This window comes from Streptomyces sp. NPDC048659 (assembly GCF_040650575.1).
Taxonomy (GTDB): domain Bacteria; phylum Actinomycetota; class Actinomycetes; order Streptomycetales; family Streptomycetaceae; genus Streptomyces.
This window is the reverse complement of sequence record NZ_JBEZHM010000013.1, coordinates 135,811-155,097: the sequence shown is the minus strand read 5'-3', so window position 1 is coordinate 155,097 and position 19,287 is coordinate 135,811. Positions and strand designations below refer to the sequence as shown.

At 73.3% G+C, this 19,287-nt stretch carries 17 protein-coding genes and 1 riboswitch; of the genes, 9 read left to right on the top strand and 8 right to left on the bottom strand.

The window, feature by feature from the left end; all coding sequences use genetic code 11:
* Positions 1-155: 155 nt before the first annotated feature.
* From AB0C99_RS13470 to AB0C99_RS13455, 4 genes are all read left to right on the top strand, one after another.
* Positions 156-995 carry a sugar ABC transporter permease gene (locus AB0C99_RS13470; RefSeq protein WP_362473965.1) on the top strand — a complete coding sequence of 280 codons (840 nt, stop codon included), beginning with the start codon at positions 156-158 and terminating at the stop codon, positions 993-995.
* Positions 995-1,930, top strand: coding sequence for a carbohydrate ABC transporter permease (locus AB0C99_RS13465; protein ID WP_362473954.1), 936 nt, complete (start codon positions 995-997; stop codon positions 1,928-1,930). Before AB0C99_RS13470 ends, AB0C99_RS13465 begins: the two co-directional genes overlap by 1 nt.
* Before the next feature lie 51 nt (positions 1,931-1,981).
* The gene (locus AB0C99_RS13460; RefSeq protein WP_362473952.1) at positions 1,982-3,235 is read left to right on the top strand and encodes a glycosyl hydrolase; all 1,254 of its coding nucleotides are present in this window, start codon (positions 1,982-1,984) and stop codon (positions 3,233-3,235) included.
* Between the two features lie 107 nt (positions 3,236-3,342).
* Positions 3,343-6,387, top strand: coding sequence for a glycoside hydrolase family 38 C-terminal domain-containing protein (locus tag AB0C99_RS13455; protein ID WP_362473950.1), 3,045 nt, complete (start codon positions 3,343-3,345; stop codon positions 6,385-6,387).
* A gap of 147 nt (positions 6,388-6,534) precedes the next feature.
* Here AB0C99_RS13455 and AB0C99_RS13450 read toward each other — a convergent pair whose 3' ends face one another.
* The 3 genes from AB0C99_RS13450 to AB0C99_RS13440 are packed head-to-tail and all read right to left on the bottom strand — an operon-like array spanning position 6,535 to position 9,418.
* Complete coding sequence (locus AB0C99_RS13450) at positions 6,535-7,338, bottom strand: ABC transporter ATP-binding protein (RefSeq protein WP_362473947.1); 804 nt, start codon at positions 7,336-7,338, stop codon at positions 6,535-6,537.
* Positions 7,335-8,336, bottom strand: coding sequence for an iron chelate uptake ABC transporter family permease subunit (locus AB0C99_RS13445; RefSeq protein WP_362473945.1), 1,002 nt, complete (start codon positions 8,334-8,336; stop codon positions 7,335-7,337). Before AB0C99_RS13445 ends, AB0C99_RS13450 begins: the two co-directional genes overlap by 4 nt.
* 26 nt (positions 8,337-8,362) lie before the next feature.
* Positions 8,363-9,418, bottom strand: a complete 1,056-nt coding sequence (locus tag AB0C99_RS13440) for an ABC transporter substrate-binding protein (protein ID WP_362473942.1) — start codon at positions 9,416-9,418, stop codon at positions 8,363-8,365.
* 151 nt (positions 9,419-9,569) lie between these two features.
* Positions 9,570-9,693: riboswitch (cobalamin riboswitch) on the bottom strand.
* A gap of 173 nt (positions 9,694-9,866) precedes the next feature.
* On the opposite strand from AB0C99_RS13440, the gene AB0C99_RS13435 reads away from it, so the two are divergent.
* Positions 9,867-10,394 (top strand): GNAT family N-acetyltransferase, encoded by a 528-nt coding sequence (locus AB0C99_RS13435; RefSeq protein WP_362473940.1) that lies wholly within the window; start codon positions 9,867-9,869, stop codon positions 10,392-10,394.
* 9 nt (positions 10,395-10,403) lie between these two features.
* On the opposite strand, the gene AB0C99_RS13430 is transcribed toward AB0C99_RS13435, so the two are convergent.
* The 5 genes from AB0C99_RS13430 to AB0C99_RS13410 form a co-directional block, all read right to left on the bottom strand.
* On the bottom strand, positions 10,404-11,198 hold the full coding sequence (locus AB0C99_RS13430; protein WP_362473937.1) for a response regulator transcription factor: 795 nt from the start codon (positions 11,196-11,198) through the stop codon (positions 10,404-10,406).
* Positions 11,195-12,391 (bottom strand): histidine kinase, encoded by a 1,197-nt coding sequence (locus AB0C99_RS13425; RefSeq protein WP_362473934.1) that lies wholly within the window; start codon positions 12,389-12,391, stop codon positions 11,195-11,197. The genes AB0C99_RS13430 and AB0C99_RS13425 overlap by 4 nt, the downstream gene beginning before the upstream one ends.
* A gap of 20 nt (positions 12,392-12,411) precedes the next feature.
* Entirely contained in the window at positions 12,412-12,948 is a 537-nt protein-coding gene (locus AB0C99_RS13420; protein ID WP_362473931.1) for a hypothetical protein, read from the bottom strand.
* Between the two features lie 120 nt (positions 12,949-13,068).
* Entirely contained in the window at positions 13,069-14,313 is a 1,245-nt protein-coding gene (locus AB0C99_RS13415) for an ATP-binding protein (protein WP_362473928.1), read from the bottom strand.
* On the bottom strand, positions 14,310-14,969 hold the full coding sequence (locus AB0C99_RS13410) for a response regulator transcription factor (protein WP_362473925.1): 660 nt from the start codon (positions 14,967-14,969) through the stop codon (positions 14,310-14,312). Before AB0C99_RS13410 ends, AB0C99_RS13415 begins: the two co-directional genes overlap by 4 nt.
* 89 nt (positions 14,970-15,058) lie before the next feature.
* Here AB0C99_RS13410 and AB0C99_RS13405 point away from each other — a divergent pair, with 89 nt between their 5' ends.
* From AB0C99_RS13405 to AB0C99_RS13390, 4 genes are all read left to right on the top strand, one after another.
* The gene (locus tag AB0C99_RS13405; RefSeq protein WP_362473922.1) at positions 15,059-15,646 is read left to right on the top strand and encodes a hypothetical protein; all 588 of its coding nucleotides are present in this window, start codon (positions 15,059-15,061) and stop codon (positions 15,644-15,646) included.
* A complete protein-coding gene (locus tag AB0C99_RS13400; RefSeq protein ID WP_362473919.1) occupies positions 15,643-16,932 on the top strand; it encodes a peptidoglycan-binding protein in 1,290 nt (429 codons plus the stop codon). The genes AB0C99_RS13405 and AB0C99_RS13400 overlap by 4 nt, the downstream gene beginning before the upstream one ends.
* A gap of 176 nt (positions 16,933-17,108) precedes the next feature.
* Positions 17,109-17,843: an ABC transporter ATP-binding protein gene (locus tag AB0C99_RS13395; RefSeq protein WP_362473917.1), complete on the top strand. Its 735-nt coding sequence runs from the start codon at positions 17,109-17,111 to the stop codon at positions 17,841-17,843.
* Positions 17,840-19,087, top strand: a complete 1,248-nt coding sequence (locus AB0C99_RS13390) for an ABC transporter permease (protein WP_362473914.1) — start codon at positions 17,840-17,842, stop codon at positions 19,085-19,087. The genes AB0C99_RS13395 and AB0C99_RS13390 overlap by 4 nt, the downstream gene beginning before the upstream one ends.
* Positions 19,088-19,287: the final 200 nt, after the last annotated feature.

Below are 19,287 nucleotides of genomic sequence, written 5' to 3'. Positions count from 1 at the left end.
GCCGTGTCCACGCCCCACTGCCGGAAGTACGGATCCCGGGGAGGCGGCGGCGGGGGCCCAGTACTTCGGCATCTCGGAGCGGGACACCCTCAAGTCCTGGACGGTCCTCGAATCGGTGCTGTCCCTGGCCGGGTTCGTGGCCCCTCAGCCCCTGGCTGTTCCTGGCGCCCGGGCTGCTGATCACCCTGGCGTTCAACCTCTACCCCTTCTTCTCGACGGTGTGGAAGTCCCTCACCGACGCCCGCACCCTCACCGAGGGCCAGTTCGTCGGCTTCGACAACTTCACCGCCCTCTTCAGCGACGAGCAGTTCTGGATCGCGCTCCGCAACAGCGCCCTGTACGTCGTCGTCGTGGTCCCCCTGCTGGTCCTGCTGCCGCTGCTGCTGGCGCTGCTCGTGCAGAAGCAGATCCCCGGCATCGCGTTCTTCCGCTCGGCCTACTACACGCCCGTCGTGGCCTCCGTGGTGGTCGTCGCCCTGATGTGGGTGTGGATGCTGGACGACCGCGGCCTCATCAACGGGGTCCTGGAGATGCTCGGCGTCGACCCCGTGCCGTTCCTCTCCAACCAGTGGCTGCTGCTGCTGTGCTCGATGCTGCTGACGGTCTGGAAGGGCCTCGGCTACTACATGATCATCTACCTGGCGGCGCTGGCCAACGTGCCCCGGGAGCTCCACGAGGCCGCCGAGGTCGACGGAGCCGGCGCGATCCGCCGCTTCTGGTCCATCACCGTGCCCGCCGTCCGCTCGACCATGGTCCTCGTGGGCGCCCTCTCCGCCGTCTCCGCCTTCAAGGTCTTCTCCGAGGTCTTCATGATCGCCGGACCGACCGGCGGCCCCGGCGGCCAGGACACCACGCTCGTGATGCTGATCCAGCGCGTCGGCACCGGACTCCAGGGCCGCACCGGCTACGCGTCGGCGATCTCGATCACCCTGTTCGTCCTGACGCTGATCCTCATGCTCTTCGTGCTGCGGGCCGACCGGAAGGACAAGGACTGATGACCACCACCAGCGACATCCCGGCCCCGGCACCGTCCCCGGCCCCCGGGCCCGCCAGGGCCACCCGCTCCGCCCCGGCGCCCAAGCCCCGGCGCCGCCGCAAGGGGCGCCGCACCCCCCGCTGGCTCCTCGTGGTCCGGTACGCCGCGCTCCTCCTCGTACTGCTGATCATGATCGGCCCGTTCCTGTGGCAGCTCTCCACCTCGCTCAAGGGCGCCACCGAGGACATCTTCACCTCGCCGCCCCAGCTGCTGCCCGAGCACCCGACCTGGGACAACTACAAGGGCGTCGCCGACATCATCCCGGTGTGGGACTACATCCTGAACTCCCTCAAGGTCGCCGTCACCAACGTCCTCACCAACGTGATCGGCGCCGCCATGGCCGGTTACGCGCTCGCCCGGCTCCGCTTCAAGGGACGCGCCGCCGCCTCGCTCGTCTTCGTCCTGGCGCTGCTGGTCCCGATGGAAGCGATCATGATCGCCCAGTTCGCGACCATGCGCAGCCTCGACATCAACGACACCCTCGTCGCCGTGGTGCTGCCCGGCTGCATCGGCGCCATGAACGTGCTGCTGATGCGCAACGCCTTCAGCAACATCCCCTTCGAGGTCGAGGAAGCCGCCGTCGTCGACGGCGCCAACGTCTGGCAGCGCTTCGTCAAGGTCGCCCTCCCCGCCGTCAAGGGCACCCTCGCCGTCGTCGCGATCTTCGCCTTCATGGGCGCCTGGGACGACTTCCTCTGGCCGCTGATCGTCCTCTCCGACTCCGACAACTTCACGCTCACCGTCGGACTCAACTTCCTCAACGGCACCTTCGCCAACAACCAGAGGGTCATCGCCGCCGGCACCATCATCGCCGTCGCGCCGCTGATCGTGATGTTCGCCTGCCTCCAGCGCTTCTTCTTCAAGGGCGTCGGCGAAGGCGCCGTCAAGGGCTGAGCCGCCCGTCCCCGCCCGCCGGCCTCCGCATCCCCCTCCGGGAGACCCCCCATGACCACCCCCCGCTTCGGCGTCAACTACACCCCCAGCCAGGGCTGGTTCCACCACTGGCTCGACTACGACCCCGGCGCCGTCCGCGCCGACCTGGAGTCCATCGCCGCCCTCGGCCTCGACCACATCCGGGTCTTCCCGCTCTGGCCGTACTTCCAGCCCAACCGCTCCCTGATCCGCCCCAGCGCCGTCGACCAGCTCCTCGACCTCGTCGACACGGCCGGCGAACTCGGGCTCGACGTCAACGTGGACGGCCTCCAGGGCCACCTGTCCAGCTTCGACTTCCTGCCCGCCTGGACCCGGACCTGGCACCGCCGCAACCTCTTCACCGACCCGGACGTCGTCGACGGCCAGGCCGACTACCTGCGCACCCTCGCCCGGGAGCTGGCCGGCCGGCCGCACTTCCTCGGGATGACCGTCGGCAACGAGATCAACCAGTTCTCCGCCGACCCCCACCCCGACCCGGACCGCGCCACCCCCGAGCAGATCGACACCTGGCTCACCCGGATGCTCGCCGCCTGCGAGGAGGGCGCCCCCGGCCGCACCCACCTGCACGCCGAGTACGACGCCACCTGGTACCAGGACGACATGCCGTTCACCCCCGAGCACGCCGCCCGGCACGGCGCCATGACCGCCGTCCACTCCTGGGTCTTCAACGGCACCGCCCAGCTCCACGGCCGCGTCTCGGCCCCCACCGAGCACCACGCCGCCTACCTAGTCGAACTCTCCAAGGCATGGGCCCGCGACCCGCGCCGCCCGGTCTGGCTCCAGGAGGTCGGCGCCCCCGCCCCCCTCGTACCCGCCGAACACGCCGCCGACTTCACCGAGGCCACCCTGCGCAACGCGCTGGACTGCCCCGACCTGTGGGGCGTCACCTGGTGGTGCTCCCACGACGTCTCCCGCGAGCTCGCCGACTTCCCCGAGCTGGAGTACGGGCTGGGGCTGCTCACCAACGACCGGGAGCCCAAGGACACCGCGCGCGTCCTGGAGCGCTGGGCCCGCCGGTACGCGGCGGGCGAGGGCCTGCCCGCCCCCGCGCCCCGCACCACCGCCCTCGTCGTGGACGCCGGGGAGGGGCCGAACATGCCCGCCCGGTCCGTCTGCGCCCCCGGCGGCGCCTTCTACGAGGCGTACTTCCGGCTCGTCGCCGACGGCGTCCGCCCCACGGCCGTCCTCGCCCCGCTCGCGGACGACCCCGCCCACCTGGCCGCCCGGGGCATCACGGAGGTGGTCGGCGTCGAGCAGGTCCACTGACGGGCGGGCCCCGGACACCGCCCGGCGGCCCACCGCCCCCACCCCGCACCCGTACCTCCCTCGCACCCACCGCCCCTCCCGCACCACCCGTTTTGAAGGAGACCCTCATGCACGACGACCGCGGACTCGTCGAGGCCCGCCTCAAGCGCGTCCTGGACGAGCGCATCCGGCCCGCCGTCCACCCCGTATCGGTGCCCATGGAGATAGGCGTCTGGGAGGCTCCCGGCGAGCCCGTCCCCGTCGCCGAGGGCCTCGCCGCCGAGCCGCGGCCCATCGCGGCGGGCGACCCGTGGGGCAAGCCGTGGGGCACCAGCTGGTTCACCGTCACCGGCACCGTCCCCGCCGAGTGGGCCGGCCGGACCGTCGAGGCGATCATGGACATCGGCTTCGACGAGAACATGACCGGCTTCCAGTGCGAGGGCCTCGTCTACAACCCCGACGGCACCCCCGTGAAGGGCCTCAACCCCCGCAACCAGTGGGTCCGCGTCGCCGCCCCCGCAGCCGGCGGCGAGCGCGTCGAGTACCGCGTCGAGGCCGCGTCCAACCCCGTCCTGCTCGACTACCACCCCTTTCTGCCCACGCAGCTCGGTGACATCGAGACCTCCCACACCGACCCGCTGTACCGGATCGCCCGCATGGACCTCGCCGTCTTCGACGAGACCGTCTGGCAGCTCGTCATGGACCTGGAGGTGCTCGGCGAGCTGATGGCCGAGCTCCCCGTGGACTCCACCCGCCGCTACGAGATCGTCCGGGCGGTCGACCGGGCCCTGGACGCCGTCGACCTCCAGGACGTGGGCGGCACGGCGGGCGCGGCCCGCGAGCGCCTCGAAGCGGTGCTGGCCTCCCCGGCGGAGCCCTCCGCCCACCGCGTCTCGGCCGTCGGCCACGCGCACATCGACTCCGCGTGGCTCTGGCCGCTGCGCGAGACCGTCCGCAAGGTCGCCCGTACCACCTCCAACATGACGGCGCTCCTGGAGGAGCAGCCGGACTTCGTCTTCGCCATGTCGCAGGCGCAGCAGTGGGCGTGGATCAAGGAGCACCGGCCCGAGGTCTGGGTGAAGGTCGTCGCCGCCGTCGAGGAGGGCCGCTTCGTGCCCACCGGCGGCATGTGGGTCGAGGCCGACACCAACATGCCCGGCTCCGAGGCGATGGCCCGTCAGTTCGTCCACGGCAAGCGCTTCTTCATGGACGAGTTCGGCGTCGAGAACGACGAGGCGTGGCTGCCGGACACCTTCGGCTTCGCCGCCGGTCTCCCGCAGATCATCAAGGCCGCGGGCGCCAAGTGGCTGCTGACCCAGAAGATCTCGTGGTCGCAGGTGAACAAGTTCCCGCACCACACCTTCAACTGGGAGGGCATCGACGGCACCCGGATCTTCACCCACTTCCCGCCCGTCGACACGTACAACTGCGCGATGAAGGGCAGCGAGATCGCGCACGCGGCCAAGAACTTCAAGGACAAGGGCGTCGCCCGGCACTCCCTCGCCCCGACCGGCTGGGGCGACGGCGGCGGCGGCACCACCCGAGAGATGGTCGCCAAGGCCGCCCGCCTGCGCGACCTGGAGGGCTCGCCCCGGGTCGCCTGGGAGACGCCCGCCGAGTTCTTCGAGAAGGCCGAGGCCGAGTACCCGGAACCGCCGGTGTGGGTCGGCGAGCTCTACCTGGAGCTGCACCGCGCGACCCTCACCAGCCAGGCCGGCACCAAGCAGGGCAACCGGCGCAGCGAGCACCTGCTGCGCGAGGCCGAGCTGTGGGCCGCCACGGCCGCCGTCCGGGCCGGGGCCCCTTACCCGTACGAGGAACTGGACCGGATCTGGAAGACGGTGCTGCTGCACCAGTTCCACGACATCCTGCCCGGCTCCTCCATCGCCTGGGTGCACCGCGAGGCCGAGGCTACCTACCGGCGGATCGCCGGCGAGCTCACCGCCCTGATCGAGACGGCCCAGCGGGCGCTCGCGGGCGAGGGCGGCACCCCGCTGCTCTTCAACGCGAACCCGCACGCCTGGGACGGCGTCCCCGCCGGCGGCGCGGCGGTCCCCGCCGCCCCCGCCGACGAGGCCCGCCTCACCGAGTCCGGCGACGGCACGTACATCCTCGACAACGGGCTGCTGCGCATCACCGTCGACCCCCGCGGCCTCGTCGTCTCCGCGTACGACCTGGCGGCCGGCCGCGAGACCGTGCCGCCCGGCGCCGCCGCCAACCTCCTCCAGATCCACCCCGACTTCCCCAACATGTGGGACGCCTGGGATGTCGACGCCTTCTACCGCAACACCGTCACCGACCTCACCGACGCCGACGAGGTCGGCCCGGACACCGAGGTCGGCAAGGACGGCACCGCCGCGCTGCGGATCTCCCGCTCCTTCGGCGCCTCGACCGTCGTGCAGGTCCTGTCGCTGCGCCCCGGTGCCCGGCGGCTCGACATCTTCACCGAGGTGGACTGGCACGAGACGGAGAAGTTCCTCAAGCTGGCCTTCCCGCTGGACGTGCACGCTGAGCGGTACGCCTCGGAGACCCAGTTCGGGCACTTCTACCGCGCCACCCACACCAACACCTCGTGGGAGGCCGCCAAGTTCGAGGCGTGCAACCACCGCTTCGTGCACATGGAGGAGCCCGGCTGGGGCGTCGCCCTCGTCACCGACTCCACGTACGGCCACGACGTGACCCGCCAGGTCCGCGCGGCGTCCGACGGCGGCGACGGCGGTACGACCACGACCCTGCGCGCCTCGCTGCTGCGGGCGCCCCGCTTCCCCGACCCGGAGACCGACCAGGGCGTCCACCGCTTCCGGCACGCGCTGGTGCCGGGCGCCACGATCGAGGACGCGGTGCGCGAGGGCTACCGCATCAACCTCCCGGCGCGCGGCCTCACCGGCGCCGGAGAGGTCGCCCCGCTGGTCACCGTGGCCGACGACGCGGTCGTCGTGACGGCGGTCAAGCTGGCCGACGACGGCAGCGGCGACGTCGTGGTGCGCTTCCACGAGGCGCGCGGCGGCCGGGCGGCCACGACGCTGACGGCCGGCTTCGAGGCGGCGGACGTCGTCGAGACCGACCTGCTCGAACGCCCGCTGGAGGGCGCGGTCCCGCGCCCGGAGGCCGGCGAACTGCCCGTGGTGCTCCGCCCGTTCGAGCTGCGCACGCTGCGCTTCCGCCGCGCCTGACGGGGGAGCGGGACAGGAGCGAGGGGGCCGCCCCGACGCCGTGCGCGTCGGGGCGGCCCCCTTTCGGCGGTGCGGTGCGGTCGCGCGTCGCATGTGCCGCATGTGCTGCACGCGCCGCATGCGCCGTCTGCCGTCTGCCGTCTGCCGTCAGCCGCGTCCGCCCCTCGTGCCGAGGAAGCGGATGTACGGGCGGCCCTCCGGGCCCGGCCGGGTGACGGCGGCGCGGACGCCGTAGACCTCCGCGATCAGGCCCTCGGTCAGCACCTCCGCCGCCGGTCCCGCGACCACCACCCGCCCCTCGCGCAGCACCACCAGGTGGTCGCAGTACATCGCCGCGAGGTTCAGGTCGTGCAGGGCCATCACGCAGGTGAGCCGCAGGTCCGCGACGAGCGCCAGGAGGTCGAGCTGGTGCTGGATGTCGAGGTGGTTCGTCGGCTCGTCCAGCAGCAGCTCGCGCGGCTCCTGGGCCAGCGCGCGGGCGATCTGCACGCGCTGCCGCTCGCCGCCGGACAGCGTGCGCCAGGCCCGGTGGGCCCGGTCGGCCAGCCCGGTGCGGGCGAGCGCGGAGCGGACGGCCGCCTCGTCCGCCGCCGTCGACAGGGCCCAGGCCCTGCGGTGCGGGACGCGGCCCAGGCGTACGGCGTCGGCCACCGTCAGGTCCACCTGCGTGGCGGCGTGCTGCTCGACGACGGCGACCCGGCGGGCCAGCGCCCGGCGGGGCACCGCGGCCAGCGGCTCGCCGTCCAGGGTCACCACCCCGGCCTCCGGCCCGAGCACCCCGGCCAGGACCCGCAACAGGGTCGACTTCCCCGAGCCGTTCGGCCCGATCAGCCCCGTGAGGACGCCGGGCCGCGGCGCGAGCGTCACGCCGTCGAGCACCAGGGCGCCGCCCGCCGTGCGCGAGACCCCCTCGGCCCGCAGGCCCGTGCCCCGGGCCGGGCCGCCGGTCATCGCGCGCTCCTGGTGCGGTAGAGGACGAGGACGAAGGCGGGGACGCCGATGAGCGAGGTGACCACGCCGACCGGCACCTCCTGCGGGTCGAGGACCGTGCGGGCCAGCGTGTCGGCCCACACCAGGAACACCGCCCCGGCCAGCGCGCTCAGCGGCAGCAGCCGGGCGTGCCCCGGGCCGGCCAGGGCGCGCACGGCATGCGGCAGGACCAGGCCGACGAAGCCGATGGCGCCCGCTGAGGAGACCAGGACGGCGGTCAGCAGCGCGGTCGCCGAGAGCAGCACCAGGCGCGTCCGCGCCACGGAGACGCCGAGGGTCGCCGCCGCCTCCTCGCCGAACGCGAAGGCGTCCAGCGTCCGCGCGTACCCGCCGCACACCACGAGCACCACGGCCAGGACCGCCGCGCACACCCCCACGTCCGCCCAGCCCGCGCCGGAGAGCGAGCCCAGCAGCCAGAACAGCACGCCCCGGGTCGTCTCCGCGTCGGCGGCGGTCATCACGACGAACGAGGTCAGCGCCGAGAACAGCTGCATCGCGGCGACCCCCGACAGGACCACCCGGTCCGTCGAACCGCCCAGCGTGTGGCTCAGCACCAGGACCAGCGCGAAGGAGCAGAGCGCGCCCAGGAACGCGCCCCCGGCGACGGACAGCAGCCCGCCGCCCACCCCGAGGACGACGACCGCGACCGCGCCCGCCGACGCGCCGGAGGAGACGCCCAACACGAACGGATCGGCCAGCGGATTGCGCAGCAGCGACTGCAGCACCGCGCCGCAGACGGCGAGCCCCGCCCCGCACACGGCCGCCAGGAGGGTACGGGGCAGCCGCAGCTCCCAGACGATGCCGTCCCGGATCGCGCTGACGCCGCTGGGGGCGCCGCCGAGGTGCGAGACGAGCACGGACCAGGTGTCCGAGACCCGTATGTCGGCCGGGCCGATCGTCACGGCGAGCGCGAGGGACACGAGCAGCAGCACGCCGCCGGCCGCCGTGGCCGCGGGCACCAACAGGGGTGACGCAACCGGCCGGTTCACTTGGCGAGCCCGTACGCGCGCAGGGCGGCGGCCAGCTTCTCGATGCCCTCGACGGTGCGGATGGTCGGGTTCATCGCCTGCCCGCTGAGGACCACGTACCGCTTCTTCCGCACCGCCGTCATGTTCCGCGTGACCGGGTGGGACTCCAGGAACTCGATCTTCTTCGCGGCGCTCTCGGCCGACTGCGCCCTGCGGGTCAGGTCGGCGATCACCAGCACGTCGGGGTCGCGTTCGGCGACGGTCTCCCAGTTGATCTGCGGCCACTCCTCCTTGGTGTCGTCGAAGACGTTCCGCACGCCGAGCGTCCCGCTGACGACGCCGGGCGCGCCGCAGCACCCGGCCATGTACGGGCCCCGCGCGTCGGAGAACCAGTACAGCACCGAGGCGTCCCCGAAGCCCGGCCCGGCGGTGGCCTTCGCGACCCGGGTGCGGAGCTCGCCCACCAGCTTCTCGCCGCGCTCCGGGACCCCGAACACCCGGGCCAGGTCGCGGATCTCGCCGTACACCGTGTCCATGGTCAGCGGCCGGGTGCGTATCCCGTCGCCGTCGCCGCTGTTGTCCTTGTCCACGCAGTCGGTGGGGGAGAGGTACGTCGGCACGCCGAGCCCGGCGAAGCGCTCCCGGGGCGCCACCCCGCCCTTGCCGAGGGTGTAGAGGAAGGAGGCGCTGACGAAGTCGGGCTCGGCGGCCAGGACCTTCTCGAACGACGGGTAGCGGTCCGCCAGCCGTGGCACCTTCGCGTTCTCGTCCTCCAGCCCCTTCAGGACCGGGTCCGTCCACGTGGCGGTGCCCACCATGCGGTCGGCGAGACCGAGCGAGAGCAGGATCTCGGCCGAACCCTGGTCCAGGGCGACGGCACGGCGGGGCGGGCGCTCGACCTCGACGCGCAGGCCGCAGTTGTCGAGCACGACGGCGCGCGCCGCGTCCGTGGCCTTCGCGCCGGGCGCGGCGGCCGGAGCGCCGGGGCCGCAGCCGGTGACGAGTGCGGCGCCGGTGAAGGCGCCGACGGCGAGCAGCGCGGCGGAACGGGGGATGTGGGGCGCGCGGGGCACGCGGGAAACACGGGGAACGCGCGGCGCGCGGGAAACGCGGAGAAGGCGGGGCAGGGGCACGTGGGGGTCCTCTGGCGTCACGGCTCGGGCGCGGAGCCTGTCGTACGGAGCTCCCCGGACGCGGCCGTACGCCGCCGCCGGGGCCGCCAGCAGGTCTTCGGACTCGGGGTCACCCGGACGGAACGCCTTCCCGGGCCCCTCGGGACCCAGTGGCCGATGTTCCGCCCGTCACCCTCACCGCTGCGCGTCAGCTCCGGATTCCCACCGGATTCCCTGCCCCCATGCGTATCGGCCGGCTGCCGGATACGTACAGGGGTGCGACTGGCTCGGGCAAATTACCACAGGGCGATCTTGATCCAGGGAGTCGGGCATTTCGCCCGGACAGTGTGAGATGCCGCCATACCTCCATGCCGGGATGATCCGGGTGATCCCTGGCATGATCGCCGATATGAACGAAAGCGCAGTCGAGATCGTCCCGTTGGAGCTCGTCCACCTGCACGCCGTGCTCGACCTCGGCCACCGGGTCTACGACGTCAAGTCGATGCCCTACACCTCCTGGTCGCTGTCCTCCGTGGCCGCGCACTGGGACGCCCAGCCCGACGCCTGCTGGGTCGCCCGGGACGAGGAGGGCCTGCTCGGCTTCGTCCTCGGCTCCCTCTCGTACGACGAACGCGAGGACTGGGGCTACCTCGAATGGATCGCCCTGGAGGAGCGGGCCCGAGGCCGCGGCGTCGCCAGCGCGCTCGTCGAGCACTGCTGCGACGCCCTCTTCGCGGCGGGCGCCTCGCGGATCATCACCGACGTGGAGAGCAGCAACGAGGCATCCGCCGCGATGATGCGGCGCAACGGCTTCACCGAGGGCGTCTCCGTCACCCTCTTCGTCCGCCGCGCCCCGCAGGACCAGCCGCCCCCGCCGCACCGCCCCGCCCAGGACCCGGCGCGCGCCCGGCTGCGCCGCGCCGCCCGGACGAGCTGAGGCCCCCGCTCAGGCCAGACCGGCGGCGATGGCCCGCCGCACGGCGTCGGCGCGGTCCCGGATCCGGGCCTTGGCGAACAGGTTGTTGATGTGCGTCTTGACCGTGGCCTCGCTGATGAACAGCCGCTCGGCGATCGCCCGGTTCGGGAGCCCCTGCCCGATCAGACCCAGCACTTCGCGCTCCCGAGGGGTCAGGTCCTCGGGCAGGTCGTCACCCGGGGCCGAGGCGGCCTTGGAGCCCGCCTCGGAGTCCACACCGGAACCAGTCCCGGAGTCCGCTCCGGGCCGGGCCTCCGCGCGGGGCGTCGCCATCACGGCGGCCAGCAGCCGGTCCCGTACCTCCTGGTCCATCACCGACTGCCCGGCCGCGGCGGCGCGGATCGCGCGGGCGATGTCCTCGCGGCCCGCGTTCTTCGTCAGATAGCCGCGGGCGCCCGCCGACAGCGCTGCCATGATCGACTCGTCGTCGGCGAAGGTCGTCAGGACCACGACGGCCACCTCCGGATGGGCCTCGCTCAGCAGCCGGGTCGCCTCGGTGCCGTCCATCACGGGCATCCGCAGGTCCATAAGCACGACGTCGACGGGTTCGGCGGCGACGGCGTCCAGCACCTCGCGCCCGTTCGCGGCGGTCGCGACCACGCCGATGTCCCCGGCGAGCGCGAGCACCATGGCGAGCGGCTCGCGCACGGCGGCCTGGTCGTCGGCGATGACGACCCTGATGGGGCCGGAGGGGCGGGAAGGGCTGGAGGGGCTGGAGGGGCCGGAGGAGGGCGGCGGGAGGGCGGGCTCCGAGGTCTCGCTCATGCCGGAATCACCACTTCGACCTTCCAGCCGCCGCGCTCGGGCCCGGCTGTCTCGGGCCCGCCCGTGACGGGACCGGCGGTGACCGTCCCGTTCAGCAGGGCCACACGCTCGCGGATCCCGATCAGCCCCATCCCGCTCCCCGTACCCGGGGAGACGGGCAGGGTCCCCGGCCCGTTCACGATGCTCAAGACGGTCGCCTTCTCCTCGTACGCCATGGTCACCCGCACCACGCCCCCGGGCGCGTGGCGCGTCGCGTTGGTCAGCGCCTCCTGCGCGATCCGCAGGAGGTCGTGCGCGGTCCGCGTGGGCAGCTCGCGCACGGTACCGGTCACCGTGAGGGCGTCGTGGTGACCGGACGATTCGAGCATGGCGGCGAGGCTCTCCAACAGGGGCAGGGCCTCCTCGCGCAGCGCGCGGACCGTCCACTGGGCCTGCTTCAGGCTCTCCCGGACCAGGCTCTGCGCCCGGCCGGTCGCCTCCCGCGCCTTCTCCGCCTCGCCGACCTCCAGCAGCGCGTCCGCGAGCTCCAGCTGCATGTTGATCCCGGCCAGCGAGTGCGCGAGGACGTCGTGGACGTCCCGGGCGACCTTGGCGCGCTCCGTCAGCACCAGGGTCCGGGCCTCCGCGCGGGCCGCCCGCTCCGCCGAGGCGGCGGCCTCGATCGCGGCCTCCACGGCCTGGGCCCGGCTCCGCGCCGACATCCCGGCCAGCACCAGCGCGCCGGTCGACAGCCCCGTCATGAGCAGCAGCGCCCGGTCGCCGGGATCGGCCCGGAAGGCCAGCGCCGCGCCGCACAGCAGGCTCAGCAGCACGGCGAGGACGGTGGCAGGCCGGGCGCTCAGGCGGTGGCCGAGGTAGGCGGCGAGGAAGTACGCGAAGATCACCGAGGTCCCGGTGTCCGCGACGGCCGCGAGGGCCGCCGCCGCGAGGACGGCCGCCGTCATCGCGGGCAGGAGCACGCGCTCGGGGAGCGGCCGGCCGGGGACGAGCCGCAGGGCGAAGAAGCCGAAGTTGACGCCGAACAGCAGCGTGACCGCCAGCCCGCGCCCGCTCAGGCCCATGGGCCGCAGGCTGAGGGCCTGGGCGACGAACAGGACCGTCGCCCACCCCCACGCGGAGAACCGGCCGCGGTCCGGGAGCCCGGTTCCGGGCTCCCGGCCGCGGCCGGGAGAGCTCGCGTCGCTCGGTGACATGCGGCGACGATACGTCATGATCAGCGCAGCCGGCCGGTGAGGGACGGGCTCGCCGCCACGGGCCGCGTCGTCCTGGTCACCGTACGGCTCCGCAGGTAGATCGTGCCGAGCCGCGAGACGACCTCGGCGACCGCCATCAGGAGCAGCGCGGTCACCCAGACCTGGGCGCCGGTGATCTGGTGCTCGACGCTGAACCGTCCGACGTCCGCCGCGCCGCCGTGGTCGACCCACAGCTGGAACGCCAGCCGAGCGCCCATGCCGAGCACCCACAGGATCGCCGAGACGGCCCCGGCCTTGATCAGCAGCTCGCCGTCGAGCGCCCGGATCCGCGTGTACACGCCGCCGGCCACGCCGAGGGCCGTGCCGATGGCGACGGTGGTGCCGATGAGCACCAGGTCGTTGCCGCCGGTGGGGATGCCGTCCAGGTACTGGAAGGCGAAGAACGACACGATCCCGAGCGGGATCAGATAGGACTTGGGCCCCAGCCGTCCTTCCCGCAGCTGCCGGAAGACGACGAGGATGAGTGCGATGTCTACGAGCCAGTCGGTGAGAGTCATGGCTTCAGCATCGGGAAAACGCCCCCAGGACACCTGCACCCACGGGTGGAGGTCCGGGTGGAGAAGCGGCTGACGGGGGTCTTCCACCCCTTTCCCATGCCTCCGTCGCCCGGCGCGTCGTCACCCTAGGCCGGGGAACCGTACGCGGACCGTCAGGCCGCCCCCTCGGGGGTTCGCCGTCACCGTCGCCTTCGCGCCGTGGGCGCGGGCGATCGCGTCGACGATGGACAGGCCGAGGCCGGCGCCCTCGCCCGGTGCGTGGGTGCGGGCCGTCGAGCGGCGGAAGGGTTCGAAGAGGAGGGGGACCGTTTCCGGGGGGACGACGGGGCCCGTGTTCGTGACCGTGACGCCGTCCGGACCCGTGCGGACCTCCACCCGCCCGGCCTCGGGGACGTTGTGCCGGATGCCGTTCGCGACCAGGTTGTGCAGCAGGCGCTCCAGCAGGACCGGATCGCCCTCCACGGTCAGCGGACCGGGCCGTACGACGAGCTCCACGCCCCGCTCGGCCGCCTCGCCCGCCAGGGCCGCGGCCGTCTCCCGCGCGACCTCGTCCACCGCGACCCGCCGCCGCTCCCGCAGCCCCTCCTCCGAGGCGGCGAGCAGCAGCAGGCCCTCGATGATCCGCTCGCTGTCGTCGGCGACCTCGACGAGCTTGGCGCGGATCCGCGCCACCCGCTCCGGCGACGGCTCCCCGGCGAGACCGATCTCCGCCGCCGCGCGCTGCACGGCGAGCGGGGTGCGCAGCTCGTGGGCCGCGTTCGCCGCGAACCGTTGCTGCGCCGACACCAGCTGCTCCATCCGCCCCAGCATCCCGTCGAAGGTGTCGGCCAGCCGCTTCAGCTCCCCGGGCGGCGCGTCGAGCGCGATCCGCTCGTGGAGGTTGGCGCCCGAGAGGCGGCGGGCCGTGTCCGTGATGACGGCGATCGGCCGCAGCACCCGCCCGGCCGCCCACCAGGCCACCGCCACCGACAGGATCGCGTAACAGGCCAGGACCGACACCGAGACCGTGAGCAGCCGGTCCAGGGCCGCGGACTCGGCCGCGTCGCTCACCGTCCGGGTGATCGCCAGGCTCTGCCCCGGGACCGGGCCCGAGCTCGGCAACGGCAGCGGGCTCGCCAGGGCCGCGCTCGGCGGCGGGGTGACGGGCAGCGCGCTCTGCCACGAGTCCGGCAGGTGTTCCAGCCGCTGGGCCGGTACGGCGGTGGTGACGGCCATGCTGATCGACGAGTACAGGCCCTCCTGTACGAGCACGTACACCACCCCGGTCAGCACCGCGCCCGCGAGGACGAGCAGCCCCGCGTACAGGGCGGTGAGCCGGGTTCGTTCCCCTCCGAGCGGAATACGCCTCGACAGCGGGCGCCTCATGAGGCGATCCGGTAACCGGCGCCGGGCACCGTCTCCACCACCGGCGGCTCGCCCAGCTTGGCCCGCAGCTTGCTCAGCGTCACCCGCACGGCGTTCGTGCGGTAGCTCGTGTGCTCCTCCCAGACCTGCTCGATCAGGTCCTCGCCGCTCACCACCGCGCCCTCCGCCCGCAGCAGCGACTCCAGCACGCCGAACTCCTTGCGCGACAGGTGCAGGTGCCGGCCGTCCCGGCTGGCCTGCCGGCGGGCGGTGTCGAGGACGATCCCGCGTCGTTCGAGGACCGGCGGCAGCGCGGGCCGGGCGCGCCGGCCCAGGGCCAGGACGCGGGCCAGCAGCTCGTCGTACGCGAACGGCTTGGTCAGGTAGTCGTCGGCGCCGAGCCCCAGGCCCTCGACCCGGTCCCGTACCGTTCCGGACGCGGTGAGCATCAGCACCCGGGTCATCAGGCGCTGCTCGACCACGCGACGGCACACGTCGTCCCCGTGCAGCCCCGGCAGGTCCCGGTCCAGGACCAGGACGTCGTACTCCCCGAGCTGGAGCTTCCGCAGCGCTTCGAGGCCGTCGGCCGCGACGTCCACGGCGAGCGCGTCACGGCGCAGCCCTTCGGCGATCATCTCGGCGAGGAATGCCTCGTCCTCCACCAGCAGTACACGCATGACCCCTGTGTATCCGACGGCGACCTTTCGCCGGTGTAAACGAAACCGCTGAGAGAAGCGAAACACCCCCGCGCGGCAGTCTCCCCGGCATGACGACCATGACGAAGAGCACGACCATGACGAAGAGCACGGCGATGGCGAAGAACGCGACGGGCACGTCGAGCACGACGGGCACGACGCGGCGTATGACCCGGGTGGCCGTCGCCGGTTCCCTGGCCGCCGCCTTCGCCCTGCTCACCGCCGCCTGCTCGGGTTCCGCTCCGAGCGGAAAGAACGACAGCGGCGGCGGCGCGGTCACCGACGAGGGCAAGAAGGCCGACCGGGCGTTCGAGCACCGGAAGTGTCTTCGCGAACAGGGCCTCGACGTGCCCGAGCCCAAGCCGGGCGAGAACGGCGTCGGCCTCACCATCGGCGGCGACGGCATGTCGAAGGAGAAGATGGAGAAGGCGTTCAAGGCGTGCAAGGACAAGGCGGGCGGCGCCGGATTCGGCAAGGAGCCGACCCAGGCCGACAAGGACAAGGCGCTCGCCTACGCGCGCTGCATGCGCGAGAACGGCTTCAACATGCCGGACCCGAAGTTCGACGGCGGCGCCCAGGCGGCCAGGCCGGTCCCGCAGGGCGCGGAGAAGCAGAAGTTCGAGAAGGCCGCCAAGGCGTGCGAGGGCACGGCCCGATGAGCGACCTCAGTGACCAGAGTGACGCCGGCCGCCACAGCGATGCCAGCGACCACAGCGACGACGGCTACCGCAGTGACGCCACCGACCGCAGCGAGGTCCGCCCCCAGGCCCACGAGGGCGAGCGCCCCCTCGGTCGGCGTCGGCTGCTCGTCGCCCTCGTGACGATCGTGGCCGTCGCCGGAGCGGGAGCCGCCGCCACCGCCCTCACCGCGGACCGCGGCGACGCCGACCCGCGGGCCGGCGCCGCCGATTCCCGGGGCCTGCCGCCCGGCACCGCCCCCGTCACCCGGGGCGATCTCAGCGACAGCTCCCAGAAGGACGGCACCCTCGGCCACCTCGGCGAGCGGCGGATCAACGCGGGCGGCTCGGGTGGCGCGGGCGATGCGGGTGGGGTCCTCACCTGGATCGCGCCGACCGGGTCCGTCGTCTCGCGCGACGGACGGCTCTACGAGGTGGACGGCGAGGCGGTCCGCCTGATGTACGGGGCCGAGCCCATGTACCGGACGCTCAAGACCGGCGACAAGGGCAAGGACGTGCGGCAACTGGAGGAGAACCTGGCCGCCCTCGGCTACACCGGCTTCGACGTCGACGAGGAGTTCACCGCCAAGACCGCCGCCGCCGTCAAACGCTGGCAGAAGTCCCACGGCCTGAAGGAGACCGGGACCGTGGGCCCGGACCGTATCGCCTTCGCGGGCAGCGCGGTACGGGTCAAGGGCGCGGGGGGCGGCTCCGGGTCCGGTTCGGGTTCCGGCTCGGGCTCGGGCTCCGGCTCCGGGGAAGGTGGGCTCGCGCCCGGCGACCGGATCACCCCCGGGGCCCCGGTGCTCACGGTCACCGGCTCTGAGCGGGTCGTCCACTTCGAGATCCCCGTCGCCGAGGCCGACTCGGCGAAGACCGGCACCCGCGTCAAGTTGCTCCTCCCCGACGGCACCGAACAGCCGGGCAAGGTCTCCGCCGTCGGCAGGAGCGCGTCCCCCGGGCAGGACCCGCAGGACAAGACCCCGAAGATCGAGATCACCGTCTCCTTCGACGAACCGGCCGCCGTCAAGGGCGTCGACCAGTCGCCCGTCACGGTCGAACTCACCGGCCGCACCCGCCAGAACGTCCTCTCCGTCCCCGTCAGCGCACTGCTCGCCCTGCCCGACGGCGGCTTCGGCGTCCAGGTCGTGGAAGGGGACCGGAGCCGCGACGTCCGGGTCGAGCTCGGCATGTTCGGGCAGGGCCGGGTGGAGGTCACGGGGGAGGGGCTGAGGGAAGGGATGAAGGTCGGGGTGCCGAAGGGATGAGCGAGGAAGGGATGAACCCGGAAGGGGCGGGCCCGGACGGGGCGAGCACGGAAGGGATGAACCCGGAAGGGGCGGGCCCGGACGGGGCGAGCACGGAAGGGACGAACCCGGAAGGGGCGAGCCCGGACGGGATGAACCCGGAACGGATGAACCCGGAACGGATGAACCCGGAAGGGATGACAAGGCCGAGGACCGATGTGGGTCCCGGCCCCCGCGCCCCCCGCCGCGTCGTCGAGCTCAAGGACGTGGTCAAGGAGTACGCGGGCGGGGTGCGCGCCCTCGACGGCGTCGACCTCGGTGTGGACGAGGGGGAACTGCTCGGCATCGTCGGCCCCTCGGGCTCCGGCAAGTCGACGCTCCTGCACATCGTCGGGACCCTCGACCGGCCGACCGCCGGGACCGTGGCGATCGCCGGACACGAGGTCGCCGCGCTGACCGACCGCAGGCTCTCCGCGCTCCGGGCCCGGCACATCGGCTTCGTCTTCCAGGCGTTCCACCTGGTGCCCGGTGTCGCCGCCGTGGAGAACGTCGCCGAAGGGCTGCTCTACTCGGGGCTGCCCCGCGCCCGCCGCCGCCGGATGGCGGCGGACGCGCTGGCCCGGGTGGGCCTCGCCGACCGGCTCCGGCACCGCCCGCACGAGCTGTCCGGCGGACAGAAGCAGCGCGTGGCCATCGCCCGGGCCGTCGTCGGCGAGCCCGCGCTGCTGCTGGCCGACGAGCCGACGGGGGCGCTCGACTCCGCCTCCGGCGAGGCGGTGATGGACCTGCTGCACACGCTGAACGCGGAGGGCGCCACCATCGCCGTCATCACGCACGACACCGAGATCGCGGCACGCCTGCCGCGCCAGGTACGGATCCGCGACGGCCGCGTCGTCGCGGACACCGCGCGCGGAAAGGTGATGGCCCGATGAACCGCACGCCACCCCCGCCCACACCCCCGGCCGGCCCGCGTTCGGCCCGCCGTACGGCCCTCAAGGCGGCCCGGCTCGGACCGCGTGACGTCCTGCACGTCGGCTCGGCAGGGCTGCGCAGCCGCCCCGTACGCGTGGTGCTGTCCGCGCTCGGCATCGCCATCGGCATCGCGACCATGATCGCGGTCGTCGGCATCTCGGCCTCCAGCCAGGCCCAGCTCCTGCGCCAGCTCGACGCGCTCGGCACGAACATGCTGGTCGCCAAGGCGGGCGAGGGGATGTTCAGCGGACAGGAGGTCAAACTGCCCAAGGACGCGGTGGGCACCGTGTCCCGCATCGAGGGCGTGGAGAAGGCGGGCGCGACCGGCGACCTCACGCGCTCGGTGCGCCGCTCCGAGAAGATCCCGGCGGCGGAGACCGGAGGCATCGCGGTCAAGGCCGCCACCGAGGGCCTGCTCGACGTGCTGCGCGGCACGACGGGCGCCGGGACCTGGCTCAACGCCGCGAACGGGCGCTACCCGGCCGTCGTCCTCGGCCACGTCGCCGCCGAACGCCTCGGCATCGACCGGCTCGGCCGGCAGGTCTGGATCGACGACCGGTACTTCACCGTCGTCGGCATCCTCGACCCGCTGCCGCTCGCCCCGGAGATCGAGCGCTCGGCCCTGGTCGGCTGGGACGCCGCCCAGCGGCTGCTCGGCTTCGACGGACATCCGACGACGGTGTACGAGCGGTCCACGGACGCCTCGGTACGGGAGGTCCAGCGACTGCTCGCCCCGACGATCGACCCGGGCAACCCGCAGAACGTGTCGGTGAGCGACCCGTCCTCGGCCCTCAAGGCGAAGGCCGCCACAGAAGGCGCCTTCTCCACGCTGCTGCTCGGCCTGGGCGGCATCGCGCTGCTGGTGGGCGGCGTCGGCGTCGCCAACACCATGATCATCTCGGTCCTGGAACGGCGCCACGAGATCGGGCTGCGCCGCTCGCTGGGCGCGACCCGGGGCCAGATCCGGATCCAGTTCGTCACCGAGTCCCTGATGCTCTCGGGCCTCGGCGGACTGGCCGGGGTCGCCCTCGGCGCCGCGGCCGTCGCCGCGTACGCCACCGCGGGCGGACTGCCCTGGGTCGTCCCGCCCTGGTCCGCGGCGGGCGGCTTCGCGGCGACACTAGCGATCGGCACGGTCGCGGGCCTCTACCCGGCGGTACGGGCGTCCCGACTGTCCCCGACGCTGGCGCTGGCGGCGGGGTAAGGGGCGGGGAGGGTTCGGGAGGCGGGGCGGGACGACATCAGTCACCCGTCCTCGTCCCCGACTTCGCCCCCGCCCCTGACCCCGGCTTCGCCCCCGCCCCTGACCCCGACCTCGACCCACCCCCTTTCCCGACCGATGAGATCCGAGCAATTCCGTTTCATTGAAAGCTCTTTGGTCTCTTTTGATCACTCCCTTCCCCC

Coding starts and splice junctions, on each gene's coding strand:
- AB0C99_RS13465 (WP_362473954.1), top strand. CDS start 995: ATGACCACCACCAGCGACATCCCGGCCCCGGCACCGTCCCCGGCCCCC.
- AB0C99_RS13460 (WP_362473952.1), top strand. CDS start 1,982: ATGACCACCCCCCGCTTCGGCGTCAACTACACCCCCAGCCAGGGCTGG.
- AB0C99_RS13455 (WP_362473950.1), top strand. CDS start 3,343: ATGCACGACGACCGCGGACTCGTCGAGGCCCGCCTCAAGCGCGTCCTG.
- AB0C99_RS13450 (WP_362473947.1), bottom strand. CDS start 7,338: ATGACCGGCGGCCCGGCCCGGGGCACGGGCCTGCGGGCCGAGGGGGTC.
- AB0C99_RS13435 (WP_362473940.1), top strand. CDS start 9,867: ATGAACGAAAGCGCAGTCGAGATCGTCCCGTTGGAGCTCGTCCACCTG.
- AB0C99_RS13430 (WP_362473937.1), bottom strand. CDS start 11,198: ATGAGCGAGACCTCGGAGCCCGCCCTCCCGCCGCCCTCCTCCGGCCCC.
- AB0C99_RS13425 (WP_362473934.1), bottom strand. CDS start 12,391: ATGTCACCGAGCGACGCGAGCTCTCCCGGCCGCGGCCGGGAGCCCGGA.
- AB0C99_RS13420 (WP_362473931.1), bottom strand. CDS start 12,948: ATGACTCTCACCGACTGGCTCGTAGACATCGCACTCATCCTCGTCGTC.
- AB0C99_RS13415 (WP_362473928.1), bottom strand. CDS start 14,313: ATGAGGCGCCCGCTGTCGAGGCGTATTCCGCTCGGAGGGGAACGAACC.
- AB0C99_RS13410 (WP_362473925.1), bottom strand. CDS start 14,969: ATGCGTGTACTGCTGGTGGAGGACGAGGCATTCCTCGCCGAGATGATC.
- AB0C99_RS13405 (WP_362473922.1), top strand. CDS start 15,059: ATGACGACCATGACGAAGAGCACGACCATGACGAAGAGCACGGCGATG.
- AB0C99_RS13400 (WP_362473919.1), top strand. CDS start 15,643: ATGAGCGACCTCAGTGACCAGAGTGACGCCGGCCGCCACAGCGATGCC.
- AB0C99_RS13395 (WP_362473917.1), top strand. CDS start 17,109: ATGACAAGGCCGAGGACCGATGTGGGTCCCGGCCCCCGCGCCCCCCGC.
- AB0C99_RS13390 (WP_362473914.1), top strand. CDS start 17,840: ATGAACCGCACGCCACCCCCGCCCACACCCCCGGCCGGCCCGCGTTCG.